At 65.8% G+C, this 25,457-nt stretch carries 26 protein-coding genes; 15 read left to right on the top strand and 11 right to left on the bottom strand.

Translation table 11 applies throughout. The features are described 5' to 3' along the window. Positions 1-106 precede the first annotated feature (106 nt). The 6 genes from AVS7_RS11075 (at position 107) to AVS7_RS24355 (ending at position 6,583) form a co-directional block, all read left to right on the top strand. Positions 107-1,771, top strand: a complete 1,665-nt coding sequence (locus tag AVS7_RS11075) for a Na/Pi cotransporter family protein (RefSeq protein WP_020228452.1) — start codon at positions 107-109, stop codon at positions 1,769-1,771. 141 nt (positions 1,772-1,912) lie between these two features. Further along, positions 1,913-2,989, top strand: a complete 1,077-nt coding sequence (locus tag AVS7_RS23675) for a sialate O-acetylesterase (protein ID WP_082176450.1) — start codon at positions 1,913-1,915, stop codon at positions 2,987-2,989. A gap of 74 nt (positions 2,990-3,063) precedes the next feature. Beyond that, positions 3,064-4,896: a carbamoyltransferase gene (locus AVS7_RS23680; protein ID WP_024001358.1), complete on the top strand. Its 1,833-nt coding sequence runs from the start codon at positions 3,064-3,066 to the stop codon at positions 4,894-4,896. A gap of 8 nt (positions 4,897-4,904) precedes the next feature. After that, positions 4,905-5,309, top strand: coding sequence for an SxtJ family membrane protein (locus AVS7_RS24350; protein ID WP_034690663.1), 405 nt, complete (start codon positions 4,905-4,907; stop codon positions 5,307-5,309). Beyond that, positions 5,309-5,461, top strand: coding sequence for a DUF5989 family protein (locus AVS7_RS25440; protein WP_020228456.1), 153 nt, complete (start codon positions 5,309-5,311; stop codon positions 5,459-5,461). Before AVS7_RS24350 ends, AVS7_RS25440 begins: the two co-directional genes overlap by 1 nt. Before the next feature lie 3 nt (positions 5,462-5,464). Next, entirely contained in the window at positions 5,465-6,583 is a 1,119-nt protein-coding gene (locus AVS7_RS24355; RefSeq protein ID WP_144425081.1) for an SGNH/GDSL hydrolase family protein, read from the top strand. A 15-nt stretch (positions 6,584-6,598) separates the two neighbouring features. On the opposite strand, the gene AVS7_RS11090 is transcribed toward AVS7_RS24355, so the two are convergent. Together AVS7_RS11090 and sbcB are read right to left on the bottom strand one after the other, a co-directional pair. Continuing rightward, positions 6,599-7,441 carry an NAD-dependent protein deacetylase gene (locus AVS7_RS11090; RefSeq protein WP_020228458.1) on the bottom strand — a complete coding sequence of 281 codons (843 nt, stop codon included), beginning with the start codon at positions 7,439-7,441 and terminating at the stop codon, positions 6,599-6,601. Next, entirely contained in the window at positions 7,407-8,867 is a 1,461-nt protein-coding gene (gene sbcB / locus AVS7_RS11095) for an exodeoxyribonuclease I (protein ID WP_020228459.1), read from the bottom strand. The genes AVS7_RS11090 and sbcB overlap by 35 nt, the downstream gene beginning before the upstream one ends. A 71-nt stretch (positions 8,868-8,938) precedes the next feature. On the opposite strand from sbcB, the gene AVS7_RS11100 reads away from it, so the two are divergent. Beyond that, positions 8,939-10,255 (top strand): lytic murein transglycosylase, encoded by a 1,317-nt coding sequence (locus tag AVS7_RS11100; protein WP_369799101.1) that lies wholly within the window; start codon positions 8,939-8,941, stop codon positions 10,253-10,255. Positions 10,256-10,363: 108 nt separating this feature from the next. On the opposite strand, the gene AVS7_RS11105 is transcribed toward AVS7_RS11100, so the two are convergent. Further along, on the bottom strand, positions 10,364-10,891 hold the full coding sequence (locus AVS7_RS11105; protein WP_020228461.1) for an OmpA family protein: 528 nt from the start codon (positions 10,889-10,891) through the stop codon (positions 10,364-10,366). A 62-nt stretch (positions 10,892-10,953) separates the two neighbouring features. Here AVS7_RS11105 and AVS7_RS11110 point away from each other — a divergent pair, with 62 nt between their 5' ends. From AVS7_RS11110 to pdxH, 3 genes are read left to right on the top strand one after another with little or no spacing between them, the layout of a single operon-like run. After that, positions 10,954-11,559, top strand: a complete 606-nt coding sequence (locus AVS7_RS11110) for a gamma-glutamylcyclotransferase (protein WP_024001362.1) — start codon at positions 10,954-10,956, stop codon at positions 11,557-11,559. 31 nt (positions 11,560-11,590) lie between these two features. After that, the gene (locus tag AVS7_RS11115; RefSeq protein ID WP_024001363.1) at positions 11,591-12,118 is read left to right on the top strand and encodes a superoxide dismutase family protein; all 528 of its coding nucleotides are present in this window, start codon (positions 11,591-11,593) and stop codon (positions 12,116-12,118) included. Between the two features lie 34 nt (positions 12,119-12,152). Further along, entirely contained in the window at positions 12,153-12,803 is a 651-nt protein-coding gene (gene pdxH / locus AVS7_RS11120) for a pyridoxamine 5'-phosphate oxidase (RefSeq protein ID WP_020228464.1), read from the top strand. Here the strand turns inward: pdxH and AVS7_RS11125 are convergent, their stop codons facing one another. The 6 genes from AVS7_RS11125 to msrA form a co-directional block, all read right to left on the bottom strand. Continuing rightward, positions 12,804-13,757 (bottom strand): AEC family transporter, encoded by a 954-nt coding sequence (locus AVS7_RS11125; RefSeq protein ID WP_020228465.1) that lies wholly within the window; start codon positions 13,755-13,757, stop codon positions 12,804-12,806. It lies immediately after the preceding gene. A gap of 154 nt (positions 13,758-13,911) precedes the next feature. Beyond that, positions 13,912-14,784 carry a hypothetical protein gene (locus tag AVS7_RS11130; RefSeq protein ID WP_020228466.1) on the bottom strand — a complete coding sequence of 291 codons (873 nt, stop codon included), beginning with the start codon at positions 14,782-14,784 and terminating at the stop codon, positions 13,912-13,914. Positions 14,785-15,089: 305 nt separating this feature from the next. Continuing rightward, complete coding sequence (locus AVS7_RS11135; RefSeq protein WP_034690671.1) at positions 15,090-17,180, bottom strand: TonB-dependent receptor domain-containing protein; 2,091 nt, start codon at positions 17,178-17,180, stop codon at positions 15,090-15,092. 188 nt (positions 17,181-17,368) lie between these two features. After that, entirely contained in the window at positions 17,369-17,761 is a 393-nt protein-coding gene (locus tag AVS7_RS11140) for a hypothetical protein (protein ID WP_020228468.1), read from the bottom strand. A 16-nt stretch (positions 17,762-17,777) separates the two neighbouring features. Then, entirely contained in the window at positions 17,778-18,017 is a 240-nt protein-coding gene (locus tag AVS7_RS11145; protein WP_020228469.1) for a hypothetical protein, read from the bottom strand. 80 nt (positions 18,018-18,097) lie between these two features. Continuing rightward, positions 18,098-18,643, bottom strand: a complete 546-nt coding sequence (msrA, locus tag AVS7_RS11150) for a peptide-methionine (S)-S-oxide reductase MsrA (protein ID WP_020228470.1) — start codon at positions 18,641-18,643, stop codon at positions 18,098-18,100. Positions 18,644-18,754: 111 nt separating this feature from the next. On the opposite strand from msrA, the gene AVS7_RS11155 reads away from it, so the two are divergent. The 4 genes from AVS7_RS11155 (at position 18,755) to AVS7_RS11170 (ending at position 21,960) form a co-directional block, all read left to right on the top strand. Continuing rightward, positions 18,755-19,432 carry a TetR/AcrR family transcriptional regulator gene (locus tag AVS7_RS11155; RefSeq protein ID WP_024001364.1) on the top strand — a complete coding sequence of 226 codons (678 nt, stop codon included), beginning with the start codon at positions 18,755-18,757 and terminating at the stop codon, positions 19,430-19,432. 47 nt (positions 19,433-19,479) lie between these two features. Beyond that, positions 19,480-20,190, top strand: coding sequence for a protein-L-isoaspartate O-methyltransferase (locus AVS7_RS11160; RefSeq protein WP_020228472.1), 711 nt, complete (start codon positions 19,480-19,482; stop codon positions 20,188-20,190). A 25-nt stretch (positions 20,191-20,215) separates the two neighbouring features. Next, positions 20,216-20,554, top strand: a complete 339-nt coding sequence (locus tag AVS7_RS11165; protein WP_020228473.1) for a rhodanese-like domain-containing protein — start codon at positions 20,216-20,218, stop codon at positions 20,552-20,554. Between the two features lie 71 nt (positions 20,555-20,625). Next, a complete protein-coding gene (locus AVS7_RS11170; protein ID WP_020228474.1) occupies positions 20,626-21,960 on the top strand; it encodes a TolC family outer membrane protein in 1,335 nt (444 codons plus the stop codon). A 9-nt stretch (positions 21,961-21,969) separates the two neighbouring features. Here AVS7_RS11170 and AVS7_RS11175 read toward each other — a convergent pair whose 3' ends face one another. Together AVS7_RS11175 and AVS7_RS11180 are read right to left on the bottom strand one after the other, a co-directional pair. Continuing rightward, entirely contained in the window at positions 21,970-22,773 is an 804-nt protein-coding gene (locus tag AVS7_RS11175) for a lectin (RefSeq protein WP_020228475.1), read from the bottom strand. Between the two features lie 52 nt (positions 22,774-22,825). Then, entirely contained in the window at positions 22,826-24,262 is a 1,437-nt protein-coding gene (locus tag AVS7_RS11180) for a deoxyribodipyrimidine photo-lyase (protein ID WP_034690673.1), read from the bottom strand. 397 nt (positions 24,263-24,659) lie between these two features. Here AVS7_RS11180 and AVS7_RS11185 point away from each other — a divergent pair, with 397 nt between their 5' ends. Then, positions 24,660-25,451, top strand: coding sequence for an ATPase domain-containing protein (locus tag AVS7_RS11185; protein ID WP_020228477.1), 792 nt, complete (start codon positions 24,660-24,662; stop codon positions 25,449-25,451). Positions 25,452-25,457: the final 6 nt, after the last annotated feature.

Raw genomic sequence — 25,457 nt, forward strand, 5'->3', positions numbered from 1 at the left:
GGGCATGGCGGGCGCTTTCATGGACGGGGTGCGGGCGCAAGAATACCAATAAAATCCGGCTCCAGCGCTTTCATGGCAAGCGCAGCCAGCTATCAAAAAGAAAGCATTGACCTCCGCCACTCCCCTCGTCTCCGCCGGCACGCTGCTGGGCGGCATCGGCCTGTTCCTGCTGGGCATGACCATGCTCACCGGCGGGCTCAAGCTGGCGGCGGGCAAGGCGCTGGAGCGCATGCTCGCGGCCTGGACGCGCACGCCCCTGCACGGCCTGGCCACGGGCGTGGCGCTCACGGCGCTGGTGCAGTCGTCCACGGCGATGACGGTGGCGGCCATTGGCTTCGTCAACGCGGGGCTGCTGGGCTTCACGCCGGCGCTGTGGGTGGTGTTCGGCTCCAACCTGGGCTCGTCGGTCACGGGCTGGCTGGTGGCGTGGCTGGGCTTCGCGGTGAAGGTGGACGCCTTCGCCCTGCCCTTCATCGGCCTGGGCATGGCCCTGCACCTCACGGGCGGCGCCACGCGGCGCGGCGCGCTGGGGCAGGCGGTGGCGGGCTTCGGCGTGCTGTTCCTGGGCATCGAGCTGCTGCGCGAGGGCTTCACGGGCCTGGGCCCGCAGACGCTGCCGCCGCTGGCGGCCGACCTGCCCGGGCGGCTGCTGGGCGTGCTCATCGGCGTGCTGATGACGGTGGTGCTGCAGGCCTCGTCGGCCACGCTGGCCATCGTGCTCACGGCCGTCGCGGGCGGCTCGCTGCCCGTGGAGGCGGGCGCGGCCATCGTCATCGGCGCCAACTTGGGCACCACGCTCACCGGCATCCTCGCGGCCCTGCGCGCCACGCCCAACGCGCGGCGCCTGGCGGCGGCGCACGTGCTGTTCAACGTGGTGGCGGCCATGGCGGCCTTCGCGCTGCTGGCGCCGCTGCTCGCTGCCATCCACGCCGTGGGCGTGTGGCTCACGGGCCGGGGCGACGCGGTCACGCAGCTCGTGATCTTCCACACCACCTTCAACGCGCTGGGCGTGCTGCTCATGTGGCCGCTGTCGGGGCCGCTGGTGCGCTTCCTGCAGGCGCGCTTTCGCTCCACCGAGGAGGACGAGGCCCGCCCCCGCTACCTCGACCGCAACGTGGCCGCCGTGCCCACCCTGGCGCTTCAGGCCCTGCGCCGCGAGATGGAGCGCGTGGGCCACCTGGCCATGCGCCTGGGCATGGACGCGATGCGCCTCGCCCCTTGCGCCCTACCCTGGCCGCCCGCCCCGCCGCAGGCCCAGGAGCGGCTGGCGCGCCAGTTGCAAACACTGGAGCAGTTACAACAGCAGGTGGGCGCCTTCGTGGGCGAAGCAGGCCGCCAGCCATTGCCATCGGACGTGGCCGCGCAGATGCCGGAGCTGCTGCGCATCGCCGCCTACTACGACACGCTGGCGCGCGTGATGCACCAGGTCGGCCTGCAAGCCCTGCGCGCGCCGCGCCCCACGGGAGAGCCGCCGCTGCTGGATGCGCTGGTGCCGGCCTGCGCGGCGGCGCTGGCCTTCTTCGAGACAGCCGACCCGCAGGCCGGCGCCGCGCCCGCGGCCATCGACGCCGCGCGCGCCACGTTCGACACGGCCTACGAAGATGCCAAGCTCGCCCTGCTGCGCGCGGGAGCACAGGGCGCGCTCGACGTGGCTGCCGTGCACGGGTGGGTGGGCCAGCTCGGCGACCTGCGCCGCGCCGTGGAGCAAGGGCACAAGGCCGCCGCGCGCCTGGCGGCGCTGCCGCCGCTGGTGGGGCCGCCAGAAATTTGAAAACGACTCCAGCCCTTACGTAGACACCCCCTACCGCTTCAAAAAGTATAGCATTACAAGCAACGACGTCCCATACTGACTGAACTACTCAATAATATCGCTCTCCATCACAGGCAAGCCCTGCGGAGCGAGTGGGTATTCATGGCATTTAATAAAATATTATGCAAAGCTCCTTTTATTATAAATATCAATCCATACAGTTCAAAAAATAATCAAACAATGAAACGGATGATAGCCATTAGCCATCAAATACCTAGAGTTATTGCAATTTTTTTTATCATATTCCTTCTCTATGGCAGCAGCGCCCACATTGTTCAGCCCTGTTTAACCTTTAGAGCCAATCCCTTTGCTCCAGAGAGAGAGCTTTATGTCATAGCAGGACAGTCCAACGCAGTGGGGTTAGCTTCTATTGAAGGCGAAAAAAATAAAAGCATAAGCTATCCAAACGTTAAGATATATGGCGTATATGGATATCATACGGAGCTTCATGGCATGGATGATGCACTGCAGTCGAAAAGTCATCATACTTATTGGCCATCCCATGCGGCATGGCATACGGCGCAGCCTGGTTTTGGTTATAAAAATGCGGAACCTCCATCTGTCGTGAATTATTTTGGCCCGGAACTCAAAATTGCTGAGCTTCTTAGTAATCAGACACCGCACGATCACTATATCGTAAAATTAGCAGTTGCCGGAACCGGGTTGGCATACACCCCAGCAGAGGATAATTGGAACCCATCTTCCGGGCGGCTTTTTAATCAGCTGATGACTATGATTTCAGATGCATATAATTCTCGAAAAAACTCTGCAAAACTCCGAGTTTCCGGATTACTTTTGGTGCAAGGTGAAACTGATTCTTTAAACTGGGAATCTGCAAAAAATTACGAAACCAACATGAACAGGTTCATTAATGCATTCAGAGACCAGGTTTATGCAAGAGGATGCTCAAACAGCCGTGACATCCCTGTTGTCCTTGCAAAAATTCAAAACAATCCAGTTTGGATATATAGAGAACAAGTGCGCCTCGCACAAGAGAGGTTGAGCAGAGATTTAGCTCTTGTGAAGCTAGTGGAAACCGATGATTTCACTACCGAAAAAGATGGCGTGCATTTCAATATGCACGGACAGATGCATCTAGGAGAGAAGGCATACTCTCACTTGGCACTTTCAAAAATTTCCCAAAGAAAATCCCATCTAAAGCATGAAACTCAGCTGTAGCGGAACAGCACACACTCACAGAACCCTCACCAAGCTCTATTCTGCCTTAGAGGCATGGCCCAAAAATCATAATCATGAACATATTAGGAATCTCTGCCTACTACCATGACAGTGCAGCGGCGCTGGTACAGTCAGGCAGAATCGTCGCAGCGGCACAAGAAGAGCGATTCACAAGAATAAAACATGATGCCCGATTTCCTGCAATGGCTGCCCGATATTGCTTGCAAGAGGTCAGAATTAAAGTCAGCGACCTGGACTCCATTGCCTTCTACGATAAGCCCATTCTCAAGTTCGAAAGACTGCTTGACACTTATCTGAGCTACGCCCCCCGGGGGTTTCAATCGTTCATCGCCGCAGTGCCTGTATGGCTCAAAGAAAAGCTATATTTGAAGAAGACGCTCCGACAGGAGTTGGCAAGCCTGCTCGATTGCCGGGAAGCCGACCTGCCCCCGATCCTGTTTGCCGAACACCACGAGTCGCATGCGGCCTCTGCCTTCTATCCAAGTCCCTATGAGAATGCCGCAGTGCTTTGCCTCGATGGCGTGGGCGAGTGGGCCACCACGTCCGCGTGGCTCGGCCGCGGAGGGAGTTTGGATTCCTTATGGCAAATCGATTTTCCGCACTCGCTCGGATTGCTGTATTCAGCATTCACTTACTATCTTGGATTCAAGGTCAATTCTGGAGAATACAAGCTTATGGGCTTGGCGCCCTATGGCAATCCAAAATATAAAAATCTTATCCTCGATAATCTCATAGACATCAAGGAAGATGGGTCATTTCGGCTAAACTTGGAATATTTTGATTATTGCACCGGCTTGCACATGACAAACCGGAATTTCTCCAGGTTATTCGATGGCCCACCACGAGATCCCGAATCTACGCCCACGCAGCGCGAAATGGACATTGCCGCCTCCATTCAACAAGTCACCGAGGAGGTGGTACTGAAATTGGCTAGACAACTTCACAAGGAGACAGGGCAAGAGAATTTATGCCTAGCCGGTGGAGTTGCACTGAATTGCGTCGCGAATGGCCGTCTGCTCCGTGAAGGAGTTTTCAAGAACATATGGGTTCAGCCTGCGGCAGGAGATGCCGGCGGCGCCCCCGGCGCCGCCCTGGCTGCCTATTACAAGTTTCGAAACCAGAAGCGGCACCATTCCAGTGGCCAAGCGGATGAAATGCGAGGCTCATTGCTGGGACCGAAGTTTGGCCAAGAAGAGGTCGTCAATACGCTATCCAGATTGGGCGCCACATTCGAGATCCTGGAAGAATCAGATCTTTGTGTCACGGTGGCCAAGCTGCTCGCGGACGAGAAGGTTGTGGGGTGGTTTCAAAACAGGATGGAGTTCGGTCCGAGGGCGCTTGGAGCGAGGTCCATATTGGCCGACCCGCGCTCGCCTGCAATCCAATCGCAGTTGAATTTAAAAATAAAATTCAGAGAATCCTTTCGACCATTCGCACCTGCGATCAAGGAAGAATCCGTAGGCAGATACTTCGATCTGGACACGACAAGCCCATATATGCTTTTCGTTGCTAATGTGCGTGATGATATCCAAATCCGGCCGGATACCAGGCTAACCGGCCTGGATAAGTTGCACCAAGTGCGCTCCAGTATCCCGGCTGTGACCCATGTAGATTATTCAGCCAGAGTTCAGACGGTAAACCAGACTGACAACCCCGAATTTCATCGGCTTTTGGATGAATTCGAACGACTGACAGGCTGCCCGATTCTCGTAAACACCTCGTTCAACGTTCGTGGCGAACCTATCGTATGCACGCCCGAAGATGCCTATCGCTGCTTCATGAGTACGGATATGGACTATTTAGTACTGGGCAACGTCGTCTTGGCTAAGAATGACCAAGCCTTGCATAAATCCTATCGCCCCAAAGGGGCTATTGCACTGGATTGACCGAAAAAATGCATATCAAAACAGAAACAAGCCCCAGCGAACTACGCAAGTTTGGCTATGTAATGGGTGGATTCATTGGACTATTCTTTGGCATCTTTTTTCCGTGGCTATGGTCTTTCTCATGGCCTCGCTGGCCATGGATCATTGCACTTGGATTTTTTGCCCTTGCAGTGATCTACCCAGCTTCGCTGAAGCTTCCTTACAAATTCTGGATGCGTCTGTCCGATGTGTTGGGCTGGATCAACACCAGAATCATCTTGGGGGCTGTTTTCATCCTCATTTTCTCTCCGCTGGGATTTTTAATGCGCACCCTAGGAAAAGACACCCTGGACAAGAAATGGGATCCTCGGCTCAAGACATACAGGACGGAAAAATCCCCCCGGAAACCTGACCACATGGAGCGACAATTCTAATGCTCGAACTCATCAAGGAACTCATTCTATTTTTGCGCGAGCATCGGCGCTACGCATTAATCCCTGTGCTTGTCGTCTTATTACTCCTGGGTGGCCTGATTATTTTCAGCCAAGGCTCTGTCATAGCACCATTCATATATACTCTCTTCTAAAGAATGAAGAAATTTCTATATATTCTTCTGCCAACACTATTCCTATGCATGATCGCTGGATCAGGATACTTTGCCGCAAGGTACGCCATATCGGCAAAAACCGATAAATTCATCCAACTCTTTGAGCGCGCAGAAACACTGACAGGGGCCTTGTCGGTTCCTCAGTTGAACCAGGAGCAACGCAGCAAATTTCACACGGCATACAGCGATGCCTCCGTCAATCCTGACGTCATCAGTTGGTCCGTTCCCAATCAGCTAACACCCTTTGTAGGAACCGCTCCTTCTCCGGGCCAGCACCACAATGCCCACATCAATTCTTGGCAAATGCGCAGCCAAAAGGAACTTGCGCTGCCGAAACCAGACAATGTGTACAGAATTTTTCTTACCGGCGGGTCGACCGCTTATGGGTCAGGAGCACCCAGTCAAGAAAAAATCATTGGGAGTATTCTCGAAACCCTGCTAAATAAAGGCGAATCCTCTCACTACGAGGTATTCACGTTCGCCAACCCGGCATGGTCGTCCACCCATGAACGCATCGGCATCGAGAACTATCTATCGGAACTCCAGCCAGATCTGGTCATTTCACTTTCTGGCAATAATGACGTCTTCTGGGCAGATGCAGGTAGAAACGTATTATGGTTCTCTACCTTTGCTGATGACTACTATGCAATCTTGGCCAACGACGCATTAAAAATCAGCGGACGAAAGGAAATTCCGGCTCTATCCCACGCTACCCCTGCGGCAGAAAAGATTTCGCCAGAGACAGTTGCCTACCGCTTAGAAAAAAATATCAGACTCGGGGCCCTGTCCCTTGAGAGGGCCAAAGTTAATTGGGTTTTCTTTCTGCAGCCCACACTTTCCGTCACTCAAAAACAATTGAGCCACCGCGAGAGTGCATTCCTGACATCATCCAAGGATTATTATCAGGCCTGCTATTTAAGCATCAGATCCACCTTGGCCCAAATCGACTTGAAGAACTTCAAGTTTGTCGATATTTCAGGGATATTCGACAAATCTGATGCGCAGAACGACATATTTTTGGATCAATTCCATTTTGGCGACAAAGGCAATGCACTCATCGCACAGGCCATCCATGCCGAACTGACCAAAGTTCTGAAATAGCAGCACACAAAGCCGTCAGGTCGACAATTTTTCCAAAGCGCCGCCCACGTCCGCCTCCAGCTTGAACGCCAGCAGCCCGTCGGCGCGCGTACGCCCGCGGTTGACGGCCGCCACCGGCAGGCCGCGTTCGGCCGCCGCCTGCACGAAGCGGAAGCCCGAATACACCATGAGCGACGAGCCCGCGATCAGCACCGCATCGGCGCGCGCCAGGGCGGCGTGGGCCGCCTCCACGCGCTCGCGCGGCACGGCCTCGCCGAAGAACACCACGTCGGGCTTGAGCACGCCGGTGCCGCAGCGCGGGCATGGCGGCACGTCGAAGCGGGAGAAGTCGCGCCCCTCCAGGTCGGCATCGCCGTCGGGTGCGGCGCTGGCCTGCAATGCCGCCCAGGCGGGGTTGCGGCGCAGCAGCTCGGCTTGCAGTTCGGCGCGGGGCATGCGCGCCTCGCAGGCCATGCAGCGCACGGTGTCGATGCGCCCGTGCAGGTCGATCACACGCTGGCTGCCCGCCGCGTGGTGCAGGCCGTCCACGTTCTGCGTGAGCAGCAGCGCGATGCGGCCTGCGCGCTCCAGCTGCGCCAATGCGCGGTGCGCAGCGCCGGGGCGGGCGTTGCCCATGATGGGCCAGCCCACGAGGCTGCGCGCCCAGTAGCGGCGGCGCGTGGCCTCCTCGCCCATGAACGCCTGGTAGGTGACGGGCTGCGGACGCTTCCAGTCGCCGTTCTCGTCGCGGTAGTCGGGGATGCCCGCCTCGGTGCTGCAGCCCGCGCCGGTGATGACGAACAGGCGCGGGTGGCGCCGCGCCCAGTCGATCAGCGCGCCCGCGTCACATGCCGGGGGCGATGCTTTCGGCGTAGTCATAGATGGCGCCCAGGATGGCCTGGTCCCGCTCGTTCGCGCGTTCGTCGGCCTGCTCGCCCAGCGTGTCCAGGCGCTCGAACAGCGCGTCGAACGTGAGGCCGCCGCCCTCGCCTTCCATGAGCACGGCGGCACGGTGCTCCTCCCAGCGCTCGTGCTCCTCGGGCGTGAGGGTCTGCGGGAAATTGCGTGCGCGGTAGCGCCACAGCAGCTCGCCCAGGCGCTCGTCGTCGAAGCCAGGGCGCTCGCGCGCCAGCTCCTCGGGCGGCAGCGCGCGCAGGCGCGCGAGGCGGCGGCGGTCCTCGTTGCCGACGAAGCCGCCGTACAGGTCCTGGTCCACGTCCACCGGGCCTGCGGCCTCGCGCTGGAACACCTCGGCCCAGATGGCGCTCATGTCGGGCAGCGCGCGGGCGGCCTCGGCATGGCGCGCGGCGGTGGCCAGGTCGATCTGCCAGCGCTCGGCCATCGCGGGCGCGAGCGTGTTCACGTTGCCCACGACCATGGGCGACTTGTTCAGGTGCACGGTCTTGAGCGGCAGGCGCTGCACGCCCTCGGGCAGGTCGCCCGTGCGCGTGAACAGGCGCTGGCGGATGGCGGCGGCATCCAGGCGCGCGAGTTCGGAGGGGTCGTGCGCCAGGTCCCAGGCGATCAGTTCGTTCTTGTTGACCGGGTGGCTCGCGAGCGGCCACATCACGGCGAGGCATCCGCGCTCGGGGCTGAACATGCCCGAGATGTGCAGGAAAGGCCGCGCCGTCTGCTGCGATGCGGGCAGGCGCAGCTCGGCCGCCACGCGGTCCTTCTTGTGCAGCGAGAGCGCGAAGTCGAACAGGCGCGGCTGCTTGTCGCGGATCAGCCGCGCCAGGGCGATGGTGGCGCGCACGTCCGAGAGCGCGTCGTGCGCCGCCTCGTGCGCGATGCCGTTGGCTTGGGTGAGGTGTTCGAGCTTGAAACTGGGCTTGCCGCTCATCTCGCCGCTCTGGTGCCGCGGCCATTCGATGCCGTCCGGGCGCAGCGCGTAGGTCATGCGCACCACGTCGAGCAGGTCCCAGCGGCCGCACTGGTTCTGCCACTCGCGCGCGTAGGGATCGATGAGGTTGCGCCAGAACATGAAGCGCGTGATCTCGTCATCGAAGCGGATGGTGTTGTAACCCACGCCGATGGTGCCGGGCCGGGCCAGCTCGGCTTCGATGCGGGCGGCGAACTGGTGCTCGGGCACGCCCTTTTCCAGGCAGAGCTGCGGCGTGATGCCGGTGATCAGGCAGGCCTCGGGGCTGGGCAGGTAGTCGGGCGCGGGCTGGCAGTAGAACATCAGCGGCTGGCCGATCTCGTTCAGGTCGGCATCGGTGCGGATGGCTGCGAACTGCGCGGGACGGTCGCGGCGCGTGTCGGCGCCGAAGGTTTCGTAGTCGTGCCAGAGGAAGGTGTGCATGAGGGAACGGTTGCAGCCGGAAACAAAGCCAAGCCCGAGTATGCATGGCCCGCGCCGTCACAATGGGCGCCATGCGTTCTCTGCTTTTGCCCACCGCCGTGAGCCTGGCGGTCCTCGCAGGCTGTGCCACGCCGCCGGCCCCGCCCCCTGCTCCCGTCCCCCTGCCTTCCACACCGCCGCCGGTGGCGGCTGCGCCCGTACCGGCGCCCGTGCCCGCTCCGCCGCCAGCACCGCAGGCGCCCGCCGCCAGCGGCCTGGCCGCGACGCTTGCCGGCTTCCACGCCTGGGTCCAGGCCTTCGCGCAGGAGGCGCTGGCGGCCGGCATCCGCCCGCAGACGCTGGAGGCCACGCTGGGCCACGCCCAGTGGCAGCCGCGCGTGGTGGAGCTGGACCGCGCCCAGCCCGAATTCACCCGCCCGCCCTGGGCGTATCTGGACAGCGCCGTCTCGCCCCAGCGCGTGGCCCAGGGCCGCGAGCAGCTGCGCGCCCACGCCGCCGCGCTCGACGCCGCCTCCCGGCGCCACGGCGTGCCCGCCAGCGTCATCACGGCCATCTGGGGCATGGAGAGCAACTACGGCCGCAACTTCGGGAGTTTCCGCACGGTCGATGCGCTCGCCACGCTGGCCTACGACGGCCGCCGCCGCGACTGGGCGCTCGGCGAGCTGCTGGCCGCGCTGCGCATCGTCGACCAGGGCGACATCGCGGCGGACGCCATGATCGGCTCCTGGGCCGGCGCCATGGGCCACACGCAGTTCCTGCCCTCGGTGTTCCTGGCCCACGCCGTGGATGCCGACGGCGACGGCCGCCGCGACATCTGGGGCAGCGTGCCCGACGTGGCCGCGTCCACGGCCAATTTCCTCCAGCATTCGGGCTGGCGCGCGGGCGAGCCCTGGGGCGTGGAGGTGCTGCTGCCGCCCGGCTTCGACTACGCACGCGCCGAACTCACGGTGCGCCAGGACGGCGCGGCCTGGGCTGCCGAGGGCGTGCGCGGCGTGGACGGCGGCCCGCTGCCCGCGTTGCAGGGCGCCAGCGTCCTCACGCCCGCGGGTGCGCGCGGCCCGGCGGTGCTCGTCGGCCCCAACTTCCGCGCGCTGCTGCGCTACAACAACTCGGTGAACTACGCGCTGGCCGTGGGCCTGCTCGCGCGCCAGATCGACGGCGGCGCCGGCCTGCACACGCCCTGGCCGCGCGACCTGCAGCCGCTGTCGCGCGGCGAGGTGCAGGCACTGCAGGAGCTGCTCAATGCGCGCGGCATGGACACCGGCACGCCCGACGGCGTGGCCGGCCCCGCCACGCGCGCGGGCGTGCGGCGCTACCAGCAGAGCCTGGGCCTGCCGGCCGACGGCTACGCGACGCGGGAACTGCTGCAGCGGCTGCAGACGCCATGACTCCTGCTTTGATAGCTGCCTGCGCTTGTCCAGCAAGCGCTAGCGGCCATTTTCTTCCATGAAAAAAGCCCGGCGATGCCGGGCTTTTCTTGCAGCGGAAAGTGCGCCTCAGGGCACCAGGATCACTTCCACGCGGCGGGCCTCGGCGTTGCTGCCGCTGGCCTGGGTCACTTCGGGCTTCTTCAGCTCGACCTTGTCCTCGGCCACGCCCAGGACCTTGAGCGCTTCGCGCACGTTCAGGGCGCGCTGCTTGGCCAGCTCCTGGTTCAGCGCCAGGTCGCCCGTGGCGTCGTGGAAGCCCGAGATCTGGGCCGTCTTGCCTTCGGCCACGCCCTTGACCACATCGGCCAGCGCTTCGTTGGCGCCAGGGGCCAGCTCGGCCTTGGCCGTGGCGAAGAAGAACTTGACCACGCCGCCTTCCACCACCACGGTCGCCACGTCCTCGGTCACCACCACGCCGGGCGCGGCAGCGGGGGCTGCAACTGCGGCGGCGGGCGCCTGCACGGGCGCGTGCGCGATGCCGCGCTTGTAGACGACCACGCCCACGACGGTGGAGACCACCAGCGCGATCAGGGCGAAGAGGAACCCGAGTGCGAAGCGCTGCTGGCTATCGTCGTCGGAGCTGTTGAAGGACATGATGGAGACTCCCGTGAATAATGGGTGCGTTGGACAAAACCCGTCGATTGTAGAGTCTCGCCATGCCCGTGCCTGCCGCCCTTCCCGGCCCCCTGCGTGATCCGGCCCCGATGCTCCAGCACACGCTGGCGCAATGGGAGCGCCAGGGATGCGACCTGTGGATCTTCGGCTACGGCTCGCTGATCTGGCGGCCCGACTTCGACCACGCCGAGCGGCGCGACGCCAGGGTGCACGGCTGGCACCGCGCGCTCAAGATGTGGAGCCGCGTGAACCGCGGCACGCCCGAGTGCCCGGGCCTGGTCTTCGGCATGCTGCCCGGCGGCAGCTGCCGGGGCACGGCCTTCCGCGTGGAGCGCGCGCACGCCCCGCAGGTCATGACCAACCTCTGGCAGCGCGAGATGGTGCTGGGCGTGTACGACCCGCGCTGGCTGCCCTGCCGCACGCCGCAGGGCACGGTGACGGCGCTGGCCTTCACGCTCTCGCCCAAGAGTCCCAGCCACACGGGCGTGCTGGCCGACGAGGACTACCGCCGCATCTTCGCCCAGGCGAGCGGCCTGTACGGCACCACGCGCGACTATGCCGAGGCCACGCATGCCGAGCTGCTGCGCATGGGCATCCGCGACAGGGCGCTCGCCCGTCTGATTGCGCTGGCGCGCGAACCAGGGTAGCTTGGCGGCTTTCAACCAGCAGGAGAGCCGCATGTTCCTTCGCCCCTTCCCCACTGCCGCCGCGGCGGCCGCCGTCCTCGCGCTCGCGGGCTGCGCATCGACCGCTTCCGCGCCCTCGGCCACCGCGCGGCTCGAACCCACGCGGGGCAACACCGCGCAGGGCATGGTGCGCTTCGTGCAAAGCGGCGCGGCCGTGCGCGTGAGCGGCGAGGTCAGCGGCCTCAAGCCGGGCTCCGAGCACGGCTTCCACATCCATGAGAAGGGCGATTGCTCCAGAGGCGACGGCAACAGCGCGGGCGGCCACTTCAACCCCACCGGCGCGCCGCACGGCCGCCACGGCCAGGGCACGCACCACACGGGCGACCTGCCCAGCCTGCGCGCGGACGCGAGCGGCGTGGCCACGTTCAACTTCGAGTCGCGCAGCATCAGCGTGGGCTCCGGCGCCACCAACATCGTCGGGCGCGGGCTGATCGTGCACGCCGCGCCGGACGACTACGTCACCCAGCCCACGGGCAACGCCGGCGCGCGCCTGGCGTGCGCCGTGATCACGGCGCGCTGACCGCCCTCCCGCCCATGCGGGCACAATCGCCCGCATGAGCAGCCCCCTCTCCTCCTCCATCGCCGACCTGCGCAAGAGCTACGAGCGCGCCGAGCTCGGCGAAGACGCCTCCCACGCCGACCCGCTGCGCCAGTTCGACCAGTGGCTGCAGGAAGCCCTGGCCGCCCAGGTGCCCGAGCCCAACGCCATGACCCTGGCCACCGTGGGCAGCGACCTGCGGCCGAGCACGCGCATCGTGCTCATCAAGGGCTACGACGAGCGCGGCATCGTCTGGTTCACCAACTACGACAGCCGCAAGGGCCGCCAGCTCGCAGGCAACCCCTATGCGGCGCTGCAGTTCCATTGGGTGGAGCTGGAGCGCGTGGTGCGCATCGAAGGCGTGGTGGAAAAGGTGAGCGACGCGGAGAGCGACGCCTATTTCGACAGCCGCCCGCTCGACTCGCGCATCGGCGCCTGGGCCAGCCCGCAGAGCCAGGTGATCAGCGGCCGCGGCGTGCTGGTGGCCAACGCGGCCAAGTACGGCGCGCAGTTCCTGCTCAAGCCCCCCCGCCCGCCGCACTGGGGCGGCTTTCGCCTCCAGCCCGGCCAGTGGGAGTTCTGGCAGGGCCGCAAGAGCCGCCTGCACGACCGGCTGCGCTACCGGCAGGAAGGCGGCGCCTGGGTGCGCGAGCGCCTGGCGCCCTGATCAGCGCATGAACCCCTGCGCGAGCAGCAGCGCTGCCGGCAGCGTGACGAGCGCCAGCGCGGCGGAGATGGCGATGGAGGAAGACACCTCGTCCTGCATCACGCGGTAGCGCTGGGTGAACAGCAGCACGTTGGCGCCCACGGGCATGGCAGCGGCGGTGAACATCACCGCGATGGCGGGCCCCGACAGGCCCAGCGCCCAGGCCATCAGGCCCAGCACCACCGGCAGAGCGAGGTTCTTCACGGCGGCGATGCGCACCGCGTCGCGCCAGTGCGCGCCGATGCGCGTGTGCGCCAGGGCGATGCCCACCAGCAGCAGCGCCATGGGCCCCAGCGCGGAGCCGACCACCTGCAGGGGCTTGTCCAGCGCCTGCGGCAGCGTCCAGCCCGTCTGCGCGTACAGCAGACCGGCCAGGATGGGCAGCGGCACCGGGTGGATGATGCTGTTGCGCACGGCCTGCCACACGGTGTGGGCCATGGGCCGGGGTTCCGCCTGGCCCGAGCGCTGCAGCTCGCGCGCCTCGGCCAGCTCGAACACCAGCGTGGCGGCCGTGAGCAGCACCAGCGAATGCAGCGACACCAGCGTGAACAGCGTCACCAGGCCCTGCGGCCCGTAGACCAGGCCTACCAGCGGCACGCCGATCATCACCAGGTTGCCGAAGGTGTGCGCCAGCGCACGCGCCGCCGCCCGCGTGGAAAAACGGGTGAAGGCCAGCGTGAGCGCGAACAGCAGCGCCACCGCCCCGAAGTACAGCGCCACGGGCTGGAAGTCCAGCTCCTGCAGGCGCACCTGGCCCATGGTGCGGAACAGCAGCGCCGGCGTGAGCACCAGGAACACGAGGTTCGACAGATCGGGGATGGCCGAGGCCCGCACCCACCCCACACGGGCGGTGACGAAGCCCAGGCCGATGCACAGGATGACGGGAACCAGGGGCAGAAGAACGGAAGACAGCACGGCGGGCGCGGAAAGGGAAGCGGGCGCCAGTGTAGGCGCCCGCGCAGGCACGCCCGCTGCGAAAACTACTTATTTGATAGCTGGCAGCGCTTGCCACATAAGCGCTGGAGGCCTATTTCATGCATATGGATAGAACGCAGGGCCGCAGCCGGCTTCATACCGCGCATGCCCCCATCCACACGCCGCTGCGCAGGCCGGCGGGCAGGTCCCGCGCCCAGACCTGGGCGCTGGTGTCCCAGGCGTCCTCCTGCACGCTCAGTCCGGCGAAGATGCCGTAGCCTTCGCCCGCCCGGATCGCATCGCCCGCACTCAGGCTCTCGCCCGCCTTGATGGCGCCGTGGGCCTCGATGGACTCCCCGGCCTTGATGCCCCAGCCCGCCTCCACGTGCGTCACGCCGGTGATGGCGCCGCCCACGACGATGCCCTGCGCCGCGCGCAGGCTGTCCGCCCCGTTCAGGTGTCCGCCCACGCGCAGGCTCTTGCCGCAGTCGATGGGCCCCTGCACGAGCAGGTCCTGGCCGACCGAGGCGCCCGCGCCCACCCGCAGCGCGCCCTGGCAGACCACGTCCCACGCGGCGCGCAGCTCGCCGCCGCAGGTCACCGCGTCCTGCGCCTCGACGCCCCAGCCTGCGCGCAGGTCGCCCCCGCAGTGCACGGCGCCCTGGCTGCGGATGTGCGCGCCCGCGCGGATGTCCTCGCCCGCAGCGAGCGCGCCGCCGCAACGGATGCCGCCACCGGCCTGGATGGAGCGGCCCGCATGGAGCACGCCTTCCACGTCGATGACTGAGCGCACCAGCACCGTGCCCGCGAACACGAGGTCCTGCGCCTCCAGGCTGTCCACGCTGAGCACCGTGTTCGTGGGGCCGAACTGCCGCAGCAGCCACAGCGCATCCTCGACCCGCCCGGCCTGCACCAGCGTGTCCAGTGCGTGCTGGTAGCCCACGCCGTCCTCGATGTGGCGCACGAACCAGCGGAAGCCGTTGGCGCACGGGTTCTTGGCCCGAAGAAACTGTTTGGTGAATTCCATGCGGCAGCCCGGTCCTTTCCAGGGAGGCCGCGCCTGCGCCCGCGCGGCCCCCGCCATCGCGCATCGGAGAGATGCCCGGCGATGGTGTGGTGTTGCGCGTGTGGAAGAAGGGGGGTGTTATCGCCGGGCGTGGGAATGTGCGACTGGCTTGTATGGCCAGATCTCGCGCACCGCGGCCCCCGCGCGGGTGCGCGAGGGCGTGCGGAAGGAAGATGCGGCGAGCGGCATGGCCGCGCATGGTAGCCGCGCTCCGCCGCAACGGCAACCTTGCCGCACGGCGGCGCGCGGTCTTTCGGCGGCCTGCGTCAGAACGCCACGCGCACCCCCAGGGTCACGTTGCGCCCGGCCAGCGGTGCCGCATCCTTGATGAAGGAGACGTGCGAGTAGGCCAGCCGGTCGGTCAGGTTGCGTCCCTTCAGGTACACCTGCCACGGCGTGCCGCCGCTGGTGCGGCCGTTGTAGGCCACGCCCAGGCTGAGCATGCCGTAGCCGGGCGTGGGGGTCTCGAACGCGGCCACGCGCTTCTGGCGAGCGACCTGCAGCCACTCGATCTCGCCCTCCCAGGATTGCCAGTTCGCATCCAGCCGCAGGCCCACGCGCGCGGACGGGATGCGCGGCAGGCGCCCGCCCTCGTCCAGCCGCGCGCGCACGCTGTCGCCGAACAGCGTCACGCCCCAATTGCGAGTGACGGCGTGGCGCACGCGGCCTTCCACGCCGGTGAACGTGGCGTCGGCCTGGCTGTACTGCAGCAACTGGAGGCCATCATGCTCGTCCAGCGTGCGGCCGTAGATGTAGTTGCCGATGCTGTTGCGGAACACGGTCACGTCGAAGGTGGTGGGGCCGCTGGTCTTGCGCAGGCTCAGGTCGATGTTGCGCGAGGTTTCGGCACGCAGGTCCGCATCGCCGCGCTCGTAGGTGGCGGTGGCCATGTGCAGGCCGCGCGCGTACAGCTCCTCGGCCGTGGGCGCGCGGCTGGCGCGCGTGAGGCTCGCGCCCAGCGCATAGCCGGGCGTGAAGCGCCACACCGTGCCCAGCGATGCCGAGGTGCCGTTGTGGCTGCGCTCCACGCCGCTGTCCTGCGCCTCGGCGGTCTGGCGGTCGTGGCGCAGCGCGCCCTCGATGCGCCAGTCGCCGATGCGGTATTCCTCCAGCACGAAGAGGCCCCAGCGGCGCGTGCGCGTGGGCTGCACGTAGGCCTCCTCGCCTTGCGCGCTGAACTTGCGCTCGGAGCCCTGCACGCCCACCAGGCCGCGCAGCCCGGCCACGGGCGCATGCTGCAGCTCCAGGCGCAGGTCGTTGGCCTTGTTCTTGAAGGTGGTGGCGACGGCGCCGCCCTCCACCTCGTCGTGCACGTAGTCGGTCGTGCCCGCGCGCAGGCGCAGCGTCTCGAAGCCCGCGAACGGGTTGCGCAGCTCGCCGCGCAGGTCCACGCGCTCGCTGCGCAGGTCCACCACGGGCACGCCGCCTTCCTCGTGGTCGTGATCGTGGTCATGGCCGTGCCCGTCCTCGTCGCCATGCCCGTGGCCGCCGCAGTGCAGGTGGTCGCCATGGGTGTGGCAGCCCTCGAAGTCGTGGTTGTGGCCGGGCAGGCCGTACTTGGCGGTCTGGCGCGTGAAGGCCAGGCCCAGGTAGCCGCGGCTGCCGACCCACGACAGGCCCACGCTGCCGGTGTCGGTGCGGTTGAAGCTGCCAGGCACGCGCGTGCCCCCGCTCCAGCCGCTGCCGACGCGGTAGTCGCCCGCGTCGCGCGCAGCGCCTTCCACGTGCACGGCGAAGTGGCCCGCGCCGCCCGTGAGGGCGAAGGCCCCGGCCTTCTCGCGCGCGCCGGTGCCGGCGCGCAGCTCGGCCTGGCCCTCGATGCCCTTCTCGGGCACGGCGGTGGGCACCTTGCCGTCGAGCACGTTGACCACGCCGCCCACGGCGCCCGCGCCGTACACCAGCGCCGAGGGGCCGCGCAGCACCTCCACCTGGGTGGCCAGCAGCGGCTCGGAGACCACGGCGTGGTCGGGGCTGACGGTGGAGGCGTCGTGCAGCTCCGCACCGTCGGAGAGGATCTTGACGCGCGGGCCGTCCATGCCGCGGATCACGGGGCGGCTGGCCCCGGCGCCGAAGTGGCTGCCGGTGATGCCGGGCTCCCCCTCCAGACTTTCGCCCAGCGTGGCTTCGCGGCGGCGCACCAGTGTGTCGCCCTCGAGCACGGACACGGGCTGCGTCAGCTCGGACACGCCGAGCTGCAGGCCGCTGGCGGAGACGGTGACCTCCGGTAGCGCGGCGGGCGCCTGGCCGGCCGTTTGCGCCAGCACCGCTGGCGCGGCCGGGGCCAGGGCCAGCAGCACCGCGCAGGCCAGGGGCCGGCGCACGCCGGGAGCGGAAGGGGGGAAAACAAAGCTTGTCATGGGTAATGCCATCCATGCGTGCCGCGGCACGGGACGGCGCACGCGTGCGCTCCCGCGCCTTGCGGCACACGAGAAAATCTAATGAAAACCGGCGCTAGCGCTTGTCCATCAAGCGCTGGCAGCTATCGAAATGGGAGTATTGAGGGAGCACCGGCTTCGGGTGCGGGGCTCCGCGAGGCGCAATGGCCTCAGGCGCGCAGGGGCGGCGCGCGGGCGTGGAAGGCCGCCAGGCGCCGCAGTGCGGGCGCCTGGGCCGGCGGAGCGGCCGGCGGCTCCTGGGGCGAAGCCTGCACGGGCGGCAGCGCCTGGGCGAGCAAGGCGCCGCCCAGCGTCTGCTGGTCCAGCACCTGGCAGTCGGCGCTGCTGTGGCCCGCGAAGAGCGCATGCAGCGTGTCCAGCGCCTGGTGCGCCGTGCCCTCCCCTGCCGCATGCGCATGCCCCGCCGCGAAGGCGGGGACGCCGTGCACGATCTGGTGCATGCGGCCGAGCGTCGGCGCGAGCACCAGCGCCAGCAGCAGCCACGCCAGGACCAGATGGCGGCGCAGTTGCTGCGGCAGTGCGGGGGGGCGGGAGAGAGTCACGGAAAGGAGGACGGGCTCAGTGGACGTGCTTCATGCCGCAGTACTTGCCGATCGCCAGGTTCTTGCAGGCGGCCTGCAGCTCCCTGCGGCAGGCCTCGTGGCCCTTGCCGGCTTCCAGGCACTTGGCTGCGGCCTCGTGCGCGGCGGCCATGGCGCGGTGGCGCTCGATGTCGGCCCGCGTCTGCTTCTCGCTGTGCTCCTCGGCCTGCACGGCCGCGGCGCACGCCAGCAGCGCGAGGGCGATCCATGGTTTCATGGTGTTTTCTCCGGGTTGAACCCCTTGCATCGCCCTCGGAGGGAGAGCCGGGCAAAGGGCCTGGGAGGATAGCGCAGTATTCAGGCCCCGGGCTTCAGATGGCGCGCGAAAGTCTGGCGGAATTTCTCCACCTTCGGCAGCACCACGAAGGCGCAGTAGCCCTGGTGGGGATGGTGCGCGTAGTAGTCCTGGTGGTAGTCCTCGGCAGGCCAGTAGCTCGCCAGCGGCTGCACTTCGGTGACGATGGGGGCGCCGAAGAGCTTGTCCTGCCCCATCTCGCGCAGCATGTCCTCGGCCACGGCGCGGTGCGCGGGGTCGGTGTAGTAGATGCCGCTGCGGTACTGCGTGCCCACGTCGTTGCCCTGGCGGTTGAGGGTGGTCGGGTCGTGCGTGGCGAAGAAGATCTCCAGCAGCTCGCGCACGCCGATCTGGTCCGGGTCGAAGGTCACGCGCACCACTTCGGCATGGCCCGTGCGGCCCGTGCATACCTGCTCGTAGGTGGGCTCGGCCACGTCGCCGTTGGCGTAGCCGCTTTGCACGTCGGTCACGCCGCGCACGCGGTCGAACACCGCCTCGGTGCACCAAAAGCACCCTCCGCCCAGGGTGATGCTCTGCAGGGTGGACATGGTTGGCCTCGCTGGCTTTGTTGGGGCCCCCATCATAGGCAAGGCAGCGCAGGCACGTTTGACGCTGCCATGGGCGGTTGGTATATTACTAACCAGTCAGTCATTAATTTCATGCCCACCACCCTCCCCGACTCCGTCCCGCCCGCGCCGCCACGCCGTGGCCGCCGCAAGGAAGCCCGCCCCGGCGAATTGCTCGAGGCGGCGCTGGACCTGTTCGTGGAGAAAGGCTTCGCCGCAACCAAGGTGGACGAGGTCGCCGTCCGCGCCGGAGTCTCCAAAGGCACGCTGTTCCTCTATTTCCCGAGCAAGGAAGACCTGTTCAAGGCCGTGGTGCGCCAGAACATCGCCGGCCGCTTCGCGGAATGGGACCTGGAGCTGGAGACCTTCGAGGGAACGAGCAGCGAGCTGGTGGAATACTGCTTCCAGAGCTGGTGGGAGCGCGTGGGCTCCACCAAGGCCTCGGGCCTGGGCAAGCTCATCCTGAGCGAGGCCAACAATTTTCCCGAGATCGCCCGCTTCTACCGCCAGGAGGTGGTGGAGCCGGGCCACCGGCTGGTGCGGCGCATCCTGCAGCGCGGCATCGACCGGGGCGAATTCCGCGCGCTGGACCTGGACCACGCCATCTACCTGGTGCTCGCGCCCCTGATGTTCCTGATGTTCTCGCAGCCGTCGATGTCGCTGTGCATCCCGGACCCCGACAAGTTCTCGCCCCAGGAGTACATCCGCCTGCAGGCGGAAAACGTGCTGCAGGGCCTGCTGGTGCGGCCGGCTCAGGTGCGGCCGGCCTAGAATCATGGGTTTGTCTGACCCACAGTGACCCGCGTCCGGAGTACTCCATGAACTTGCCCCTGAACACGTCCTTCGACACCAGCAATTGCGCCCTGCAGGCTCGCTACAACATGATCGAGCAGCAGATCCGCCCGTGGAACGTGCTCGACGAGGGCGTGCTGGAGCTGCTGTCCGCCGTGCGCCGCGAGGAGTTCGTGCCGCCCAGCTACGAGGGGATGGCCTTCACGGACATGGAAATCCCCTTGAACAGCGCCACCGAGGAAGCCATGCGCCTGGGCCAGCACATGCTGGCGCCGCGCGTGGAGGCGCGCATGCTGCAGGACCTGCAGGTCAAGCCGACCGACCGTGTGCTCGAGATCGGCGCGGGTTCTGGCTACATGGCCGCCCTGCTGGCCCGTAGCGCCGAACGCGTGGTGACGCTGGAGATCGTGCCCGAGCTGGTGGAGTTCGCCCGCGAGAACCTGCGCAGCGCCGGCATCCAGAACGCCGAGGTGCGCCAGGCCGACGGCGCACTCGACCCCATTCCCGACGGCCCGTTCGACGTCATCGTGCTGAGCGGCTCCGTGGCCGAGGTGCCGCAGAAGCTGCTGTCGCTGCTGCGCGAAGGCGGCCGCCTGGGCGCCATCGTCGGCCAACAGCCCATGATGCGCGCCACCTTCGTGCGCCGCACGGGCGACCGCTTCGAAACCACCCGGCCCTGGGACGTGGTCACCTCGCGCCTGCGCAACTTCCCGGAACCCTCCTCCTTCCGGTTCTGACGCCGGCTTCCTTCAGGTACAACGCATGATCGACCACGTCCGCCCTGCCCAGCTTGCCGAATGGATCGCTGCCAACGGGCCATCGCTCCCCCTGCTGCTGGACGTGCGCGAACCGTGGGAGCGCCAGACGGCCAGCGTCGCGCCGCAGGGATTCGAGCTCGTGGCCATCCCGATGGGCGAGATCCCGGGGCGGCTGGACGAGCTGGACCCTGCCCGCCCCATCGCCTGCCTGTGCCACCACGGCATGCGCAGCCTGCGGGTGGCCGGTTTCCTGGCGCAGCAGGGCTTCGAGCAAGTGGCCAACATCACGGGCGGCATCGACGCGTGGTCGCATGAATGCGACCCGTCCGTTCCACGCTATTGAACGCTTGGCCTGCGGCCAGTGCATGGCCGCAGCCCCTCGCCACGATCACGTCAACTCCCCTGAAGGACGCCATGACTTCACTGCAGCGGCTTCTCTCCGTCTCCCTGGCCGTGGGCGCCGCCTGGGCCGCCGCCACCGGCGCACAGGCCCAGAGCCTGGCCGAGCTGGCGCAGCTCGCGCGTGGCTACGATGCGCCCTGGCAGGCTGCCAAGGCCCAGTACGAAGCCGCCGCGAGCCGGGCCGAACAGGCCCGCGCGGGCCTGCTGCCCAGTGCCGCCCTGACCGGCAGCGCCAGCTACGGCCGCACCGACGTGAGCCGCCCGCCCATCGATCTGCACGCCCCCACGCAAACGCTGGGCGTTGCAGCCTCTCAGCCCCTGTACCGCCCCGCCAACCGCATCACGTTCGAGCAGGGGCAGCGCGGCGTCGATCTGGCACGCGCCCAGCTCGACGGCGCGGAGCAGGACCTGCTGGTGCGCGTGAGCCAGGCCTATTTCGACGTGCTGGCCGCCCAGGACACGCTGGCGTTCGTGCAGGCGCAAAAGGCCGCCGTCGGCGAGCAGCTGGCGGCCGCCCGGCGCAACTTCGAGGTCGGTAATGCCACGGTGACCGATTCGCGTGAAGCGCAGGCACGGCACGACCTGGTGGTAGCCCAGGAGATCGCCGCAGAGAACGACCTGCGTGTCAAGCGCTTGGCGCTGGACCAGCTCGTGGGCCGGGCCGGAACCGCTCCCCTGCCTCTCGCGCAGCCCGTCGCGCTGCCCGCCGTGCAGCCCGCCGACGTGGGCACCTGGGTGCGCACCGCCGAAGACACGCAGCCCCTGGTCCGCCAGGCGGCCCTCGCCCTGGACGTGGCGCGCCTCGAAACCCGCAAGGCCGAGACAGGCCACCTGCCCACCGTGGACCTGCAGGCGGGCTACACAGTACAGCGCACACCCAACGGCACGGTCACCCTGCCCGGCATCCACTCCCGTGCCAACGTCGCCAGCGTGGGAGTGGCCTTGAACCTCCCCCTGTTCGCAGGCTTCGCGGTGCAGAACCGGGTGAAGGAAACGCTTTCCCTCGAAGAGAAAGCCCAGGCGGACCTGGACAACGCGCGCCGCAACGCCGCGCAGGCCGCGCGCGCGGCCTTCTTCGGAGTGCAGTCCGGCCTGGGACAGGTGCACGCGCTACAGGCGGCCGAGGCATCCACCCAAAGTGCGCTGGACGCCAATCTTCTGGGCTACGAGGTCGGCGTACGCATCAACATCGACGTGCTCAACGCCCAAAGCCAGCTCTACCAGACCAAACGCGACCTCGCACAGGCACGCTACAACGTGCTCACAGGCTCATTGCGCCTGAAGCAGGCCGCCGGCACGCTCACTGCCGATGACCTGTTGGCAATCGACGCGCTGCTGGCGCGCTAGCTAGCACCGCTAGCGCCACCGCTGATTGCTGGAGCCCGCGCAGGGCCACATGACGACCGGCTGCCCGGGCCTCGCCCGACCGCCCTCGATGTCCAGGCACATGCCCGTGTAGAGGCTGCGGATCTGCCCTCCGCTCCACTCCCATTGCTGGTTGGGCTGGTTCCGGCACTGCCATGCGATCACCCGCGCTCCCTGGCGCGTGCTGCCCTGCGCCACATCGAGGCACAGGTCACCCACACGCATCTCGCCTTGCCGGGTCCAGGCGAAGCGCTGGTTCTCGGCGCCCGTGCACTGGTAGACATTCAAGGCATTGCCCGCACGCAAACCGCCGGCGACATCGAGGCACAGTCCGTTCTGGCCCCGGATCTCCTGCCCCCGCCAAGGGGCCGGCCCCTGCTGCGGAGGGTAGTCGGGGTAGCGCCCGTCGTCGCGGTCCTTGTCGCGGTCGTGCCTGTTGGCCAGGATCACCGCCCCCGCGATGGCCGCGACGGCAGCCCCCGCGATCCAGGCGCCGGTGTTGTCCCCACCGGAGGTCTGGCTGCCTGCGCGCGTGACCACGCGGAAGCGCCCACCACAGCCGTTCGTCACCCACAGGTCCTTGCGGCCGATGTCGTAGCCCCAGTTGCGGTTGAAGCTGCAGTCGCCGGACAGTTGCTGCGCCAGTTCGACCTGCTCCACATCGTCCGGAAGGCGGTAGGACTGGTACCAGCCGCTGGACACCAGTTCCACCATCTGCTCATTGGCATGTGCGGGACCGGCCGGCAACACGAGGGTGCAGGCCAGCAGGATCGCAAGGGGTTTCTTGAATGGCATAGGACGGCCTGTGATGGTTCTGCGTTCACTGTAGCGCAACCATCGCATCGGTTCACCCTCCGCTCTGCAGCATCAGCGAGAAGCGCATTAACGTCCGCTGGCGAGCCCTGGCGTGGTCGACCACGGGCATCGGATAGTCCACTCCCAACTGCAAGCCGCAGGCCTGCAGCTCCGCCGGCTTCATGGCCGCGGGAAAATGGATGTGCTTGTCCGGCACACGGGCCAGCTCCGGCAGGTAACGGCGAATGAAGCGGCCTTGCGGATCGAACTTCTGCGACTGCATCACCGGATTGAAGATGCGGAACCACGGCTGCGCATCGCACCCCGTGGAGGCGGCCCACTGCCAGCCACCGTTGTTGGCGGCCAGGTCGTAGTCGTTCAGGTACTCGGCAAAGTAGCGCTCTCCCCGCCGCCAGTCGATGCCCAGGTCCTTGGTCAGGAAACTCGCCACCACCATGCGCAAGCGGTTGTGCATGTAGCCCGTCTCGTGCAACTGGCGCATGGCCGCATCGACCAATGGGTAGCCGGTGCGGGCATCGCACCAGGCCTGCCAGAGCTCCGGCGCTTCGTCCCACTGGATGCCGTCGTACGCAGGCCTGAAGGACTGCGCGACCACGTGGGGGTGATGCCACAGCACCATGAAATAGAAGTCGCGCCATGCCAGCTCGGACAGCCAGGCCTGCGCGCCCTCGCAGCCCTGGGCAGCCTGCTGAACGGCCAGCGCGGCCACCTGGCGGATGGATAGGGTTCCGAACCGCAAATGCACCGAAAGATAGGACACCCCGCGGCGCCCCGGATAATCGCGCGCTTCCTTGTACGCCGCCATGCGCGGCAGAAAGTCCTGCAGCAGTTGCCGAGCGCCATGCATGCCGGCAGGCAGAGGAAGCGCTCCCAGGTTGGTGGGAACAAAGCCCAGCTCTGCCAACGGCGGTAGCCGCTCGCCCGCGGGAAGAGCTGCCAGATGACGGGCATAGCGTTCCACCGGATAGGGCTTGAGTTGGAAGGCATCGAGCTTTTGCAGCCAGGCGTGCTTATAAGGCGTGAACACGCTGTAAGGCTGGCCCTGCCCGGTCAGCACCTCGTCGCACTCGAGCAGCACCTGGTCCTTGTAGTCGCTGAAAGCGATCCCCACCGTGCGCAAGGCCTCGGCGATGCGCCGGTCGCGGGCGATGGCCCCGGGCTCGTAGTCGCGGTTCGCCAATACCTCTTGCACGCCCAGGCTGCATGCCAATTGAACAATGCATTCCTGCGACGGGCCATGGCGCACGATCAGCCCGCCGCCGGGTGCACCGCTGCACGCGGCAAGCTGGCGCAGGCCGTCGTCCAACGCCAGGACGCTGGCATGGATGAACTCCACACGCCGGTCTTCACGGCTTGGAAGCGCCTCCAGGATGCCGGTATCGAATACAAAAGCGCAATACACCCGCTCAAAGCGGCGCAGCGCGTGGTACAGGGCAGCGTGGTCGTCGCAGCGCAGATCGCGCCGCATCCACACCAGGGCACTGGCAGAGGCCACGGATTAGTGTTCCTTGTTTGCTGATGTGGCGCATACGATGCCGCCGGGAAAATGACCTTGATTTCCTAAGGAGCTCAACATTAGAGGTTGGCAATCAGAAGCTTATTTTTAATCTTTTATTTGACAAACAACTCCGCAGCCAATAAAGCAAATATTTTTTCAATTAGCAGTCACTCCCAAAGAGTGAAAAACAAAATCGCAATCGAAGAAATGAGTTAATTTCGTTTCAAGAGTCAGAGCGAGCAAGCTGTTTCACCATTCCGCAGAGCCTATGCTCCGCTAGAATCAGAACTGCAACGATCTTCTACCCATGCCCGCAGTGTGCACGAGCGGACCTTACAACAACACCACATCACTACAAATGAAACGCATGCCCACCCTTGTCGACGGCCTGGACGAGATACTCAACGGCGGGTTGTTCGAGGGAGGAGTCTACATTTTCGAAGGCCCCCCGGGAGTCGGCAAGACGACATTGGCCAACCAGATTGCGTACACCCTTGCCAGGCGCGAGATCCGCACGCTGTACGTCACCATGCTGGCAGAGTCCCACGCTCGCATGCTGCAACACATGGAGCAGCAGATCTTTTTCGATCAGCAGGAGGTGAGTGCGAGGGTTTTCTACGTCAGCGGCTACCGCGAGTTCGAGCAAGGCGGGCTGAAGGCCGTCGTGAGCCTGCTGCGCGGGGAGCTGATGCGTTACCGCGCATCGCTGCTGGTGATCGATGGCTTGGTAGTCGACAGGCTGGAGTCGATGGCCAACGATTCCGTTCGCCAGTTCGTCCATGAACTGCAGAGCCTGGTGAGTGCCATGTCCTGCACATGCCTCGTGCTCACCAGCGGCCATGGAAACGCGCTGAGTGCAGAGCAGACGATGGTGGATGGCATCTTCGCATTCGAGGACCACGGTTTTCACTGGCGCGCAGAACGCAGGATGCATGTGCGCAAATTTCGGGGCAGCCAGATCATCCGTGGCCAACATACCTTTTGTATTTCGACACAGGGCCTCCAATTTTTCCCACGCCTGGAAAGCCTGCCTTTGGTCGACGCAAATGCCAGACTGGGCAAGGCCAAGATTTCCACAGGTCTGCATGCGCTGGGCGTGTCCGAATTTTTGTGTAAACGGGTCGGACTTCAATTGACGGAGATGCGGTCTCCGAACTGAATGGTA

Origin of the sequence: Acidovorax sp. MR-S7, from assembly GCF_000400995.2 — a bacterium.
GTDB lineage: Bacteria > Pseudomonadota > Gammaproteobacteria > Burkholderiales > Burkholderiaceae_C > MR-S7.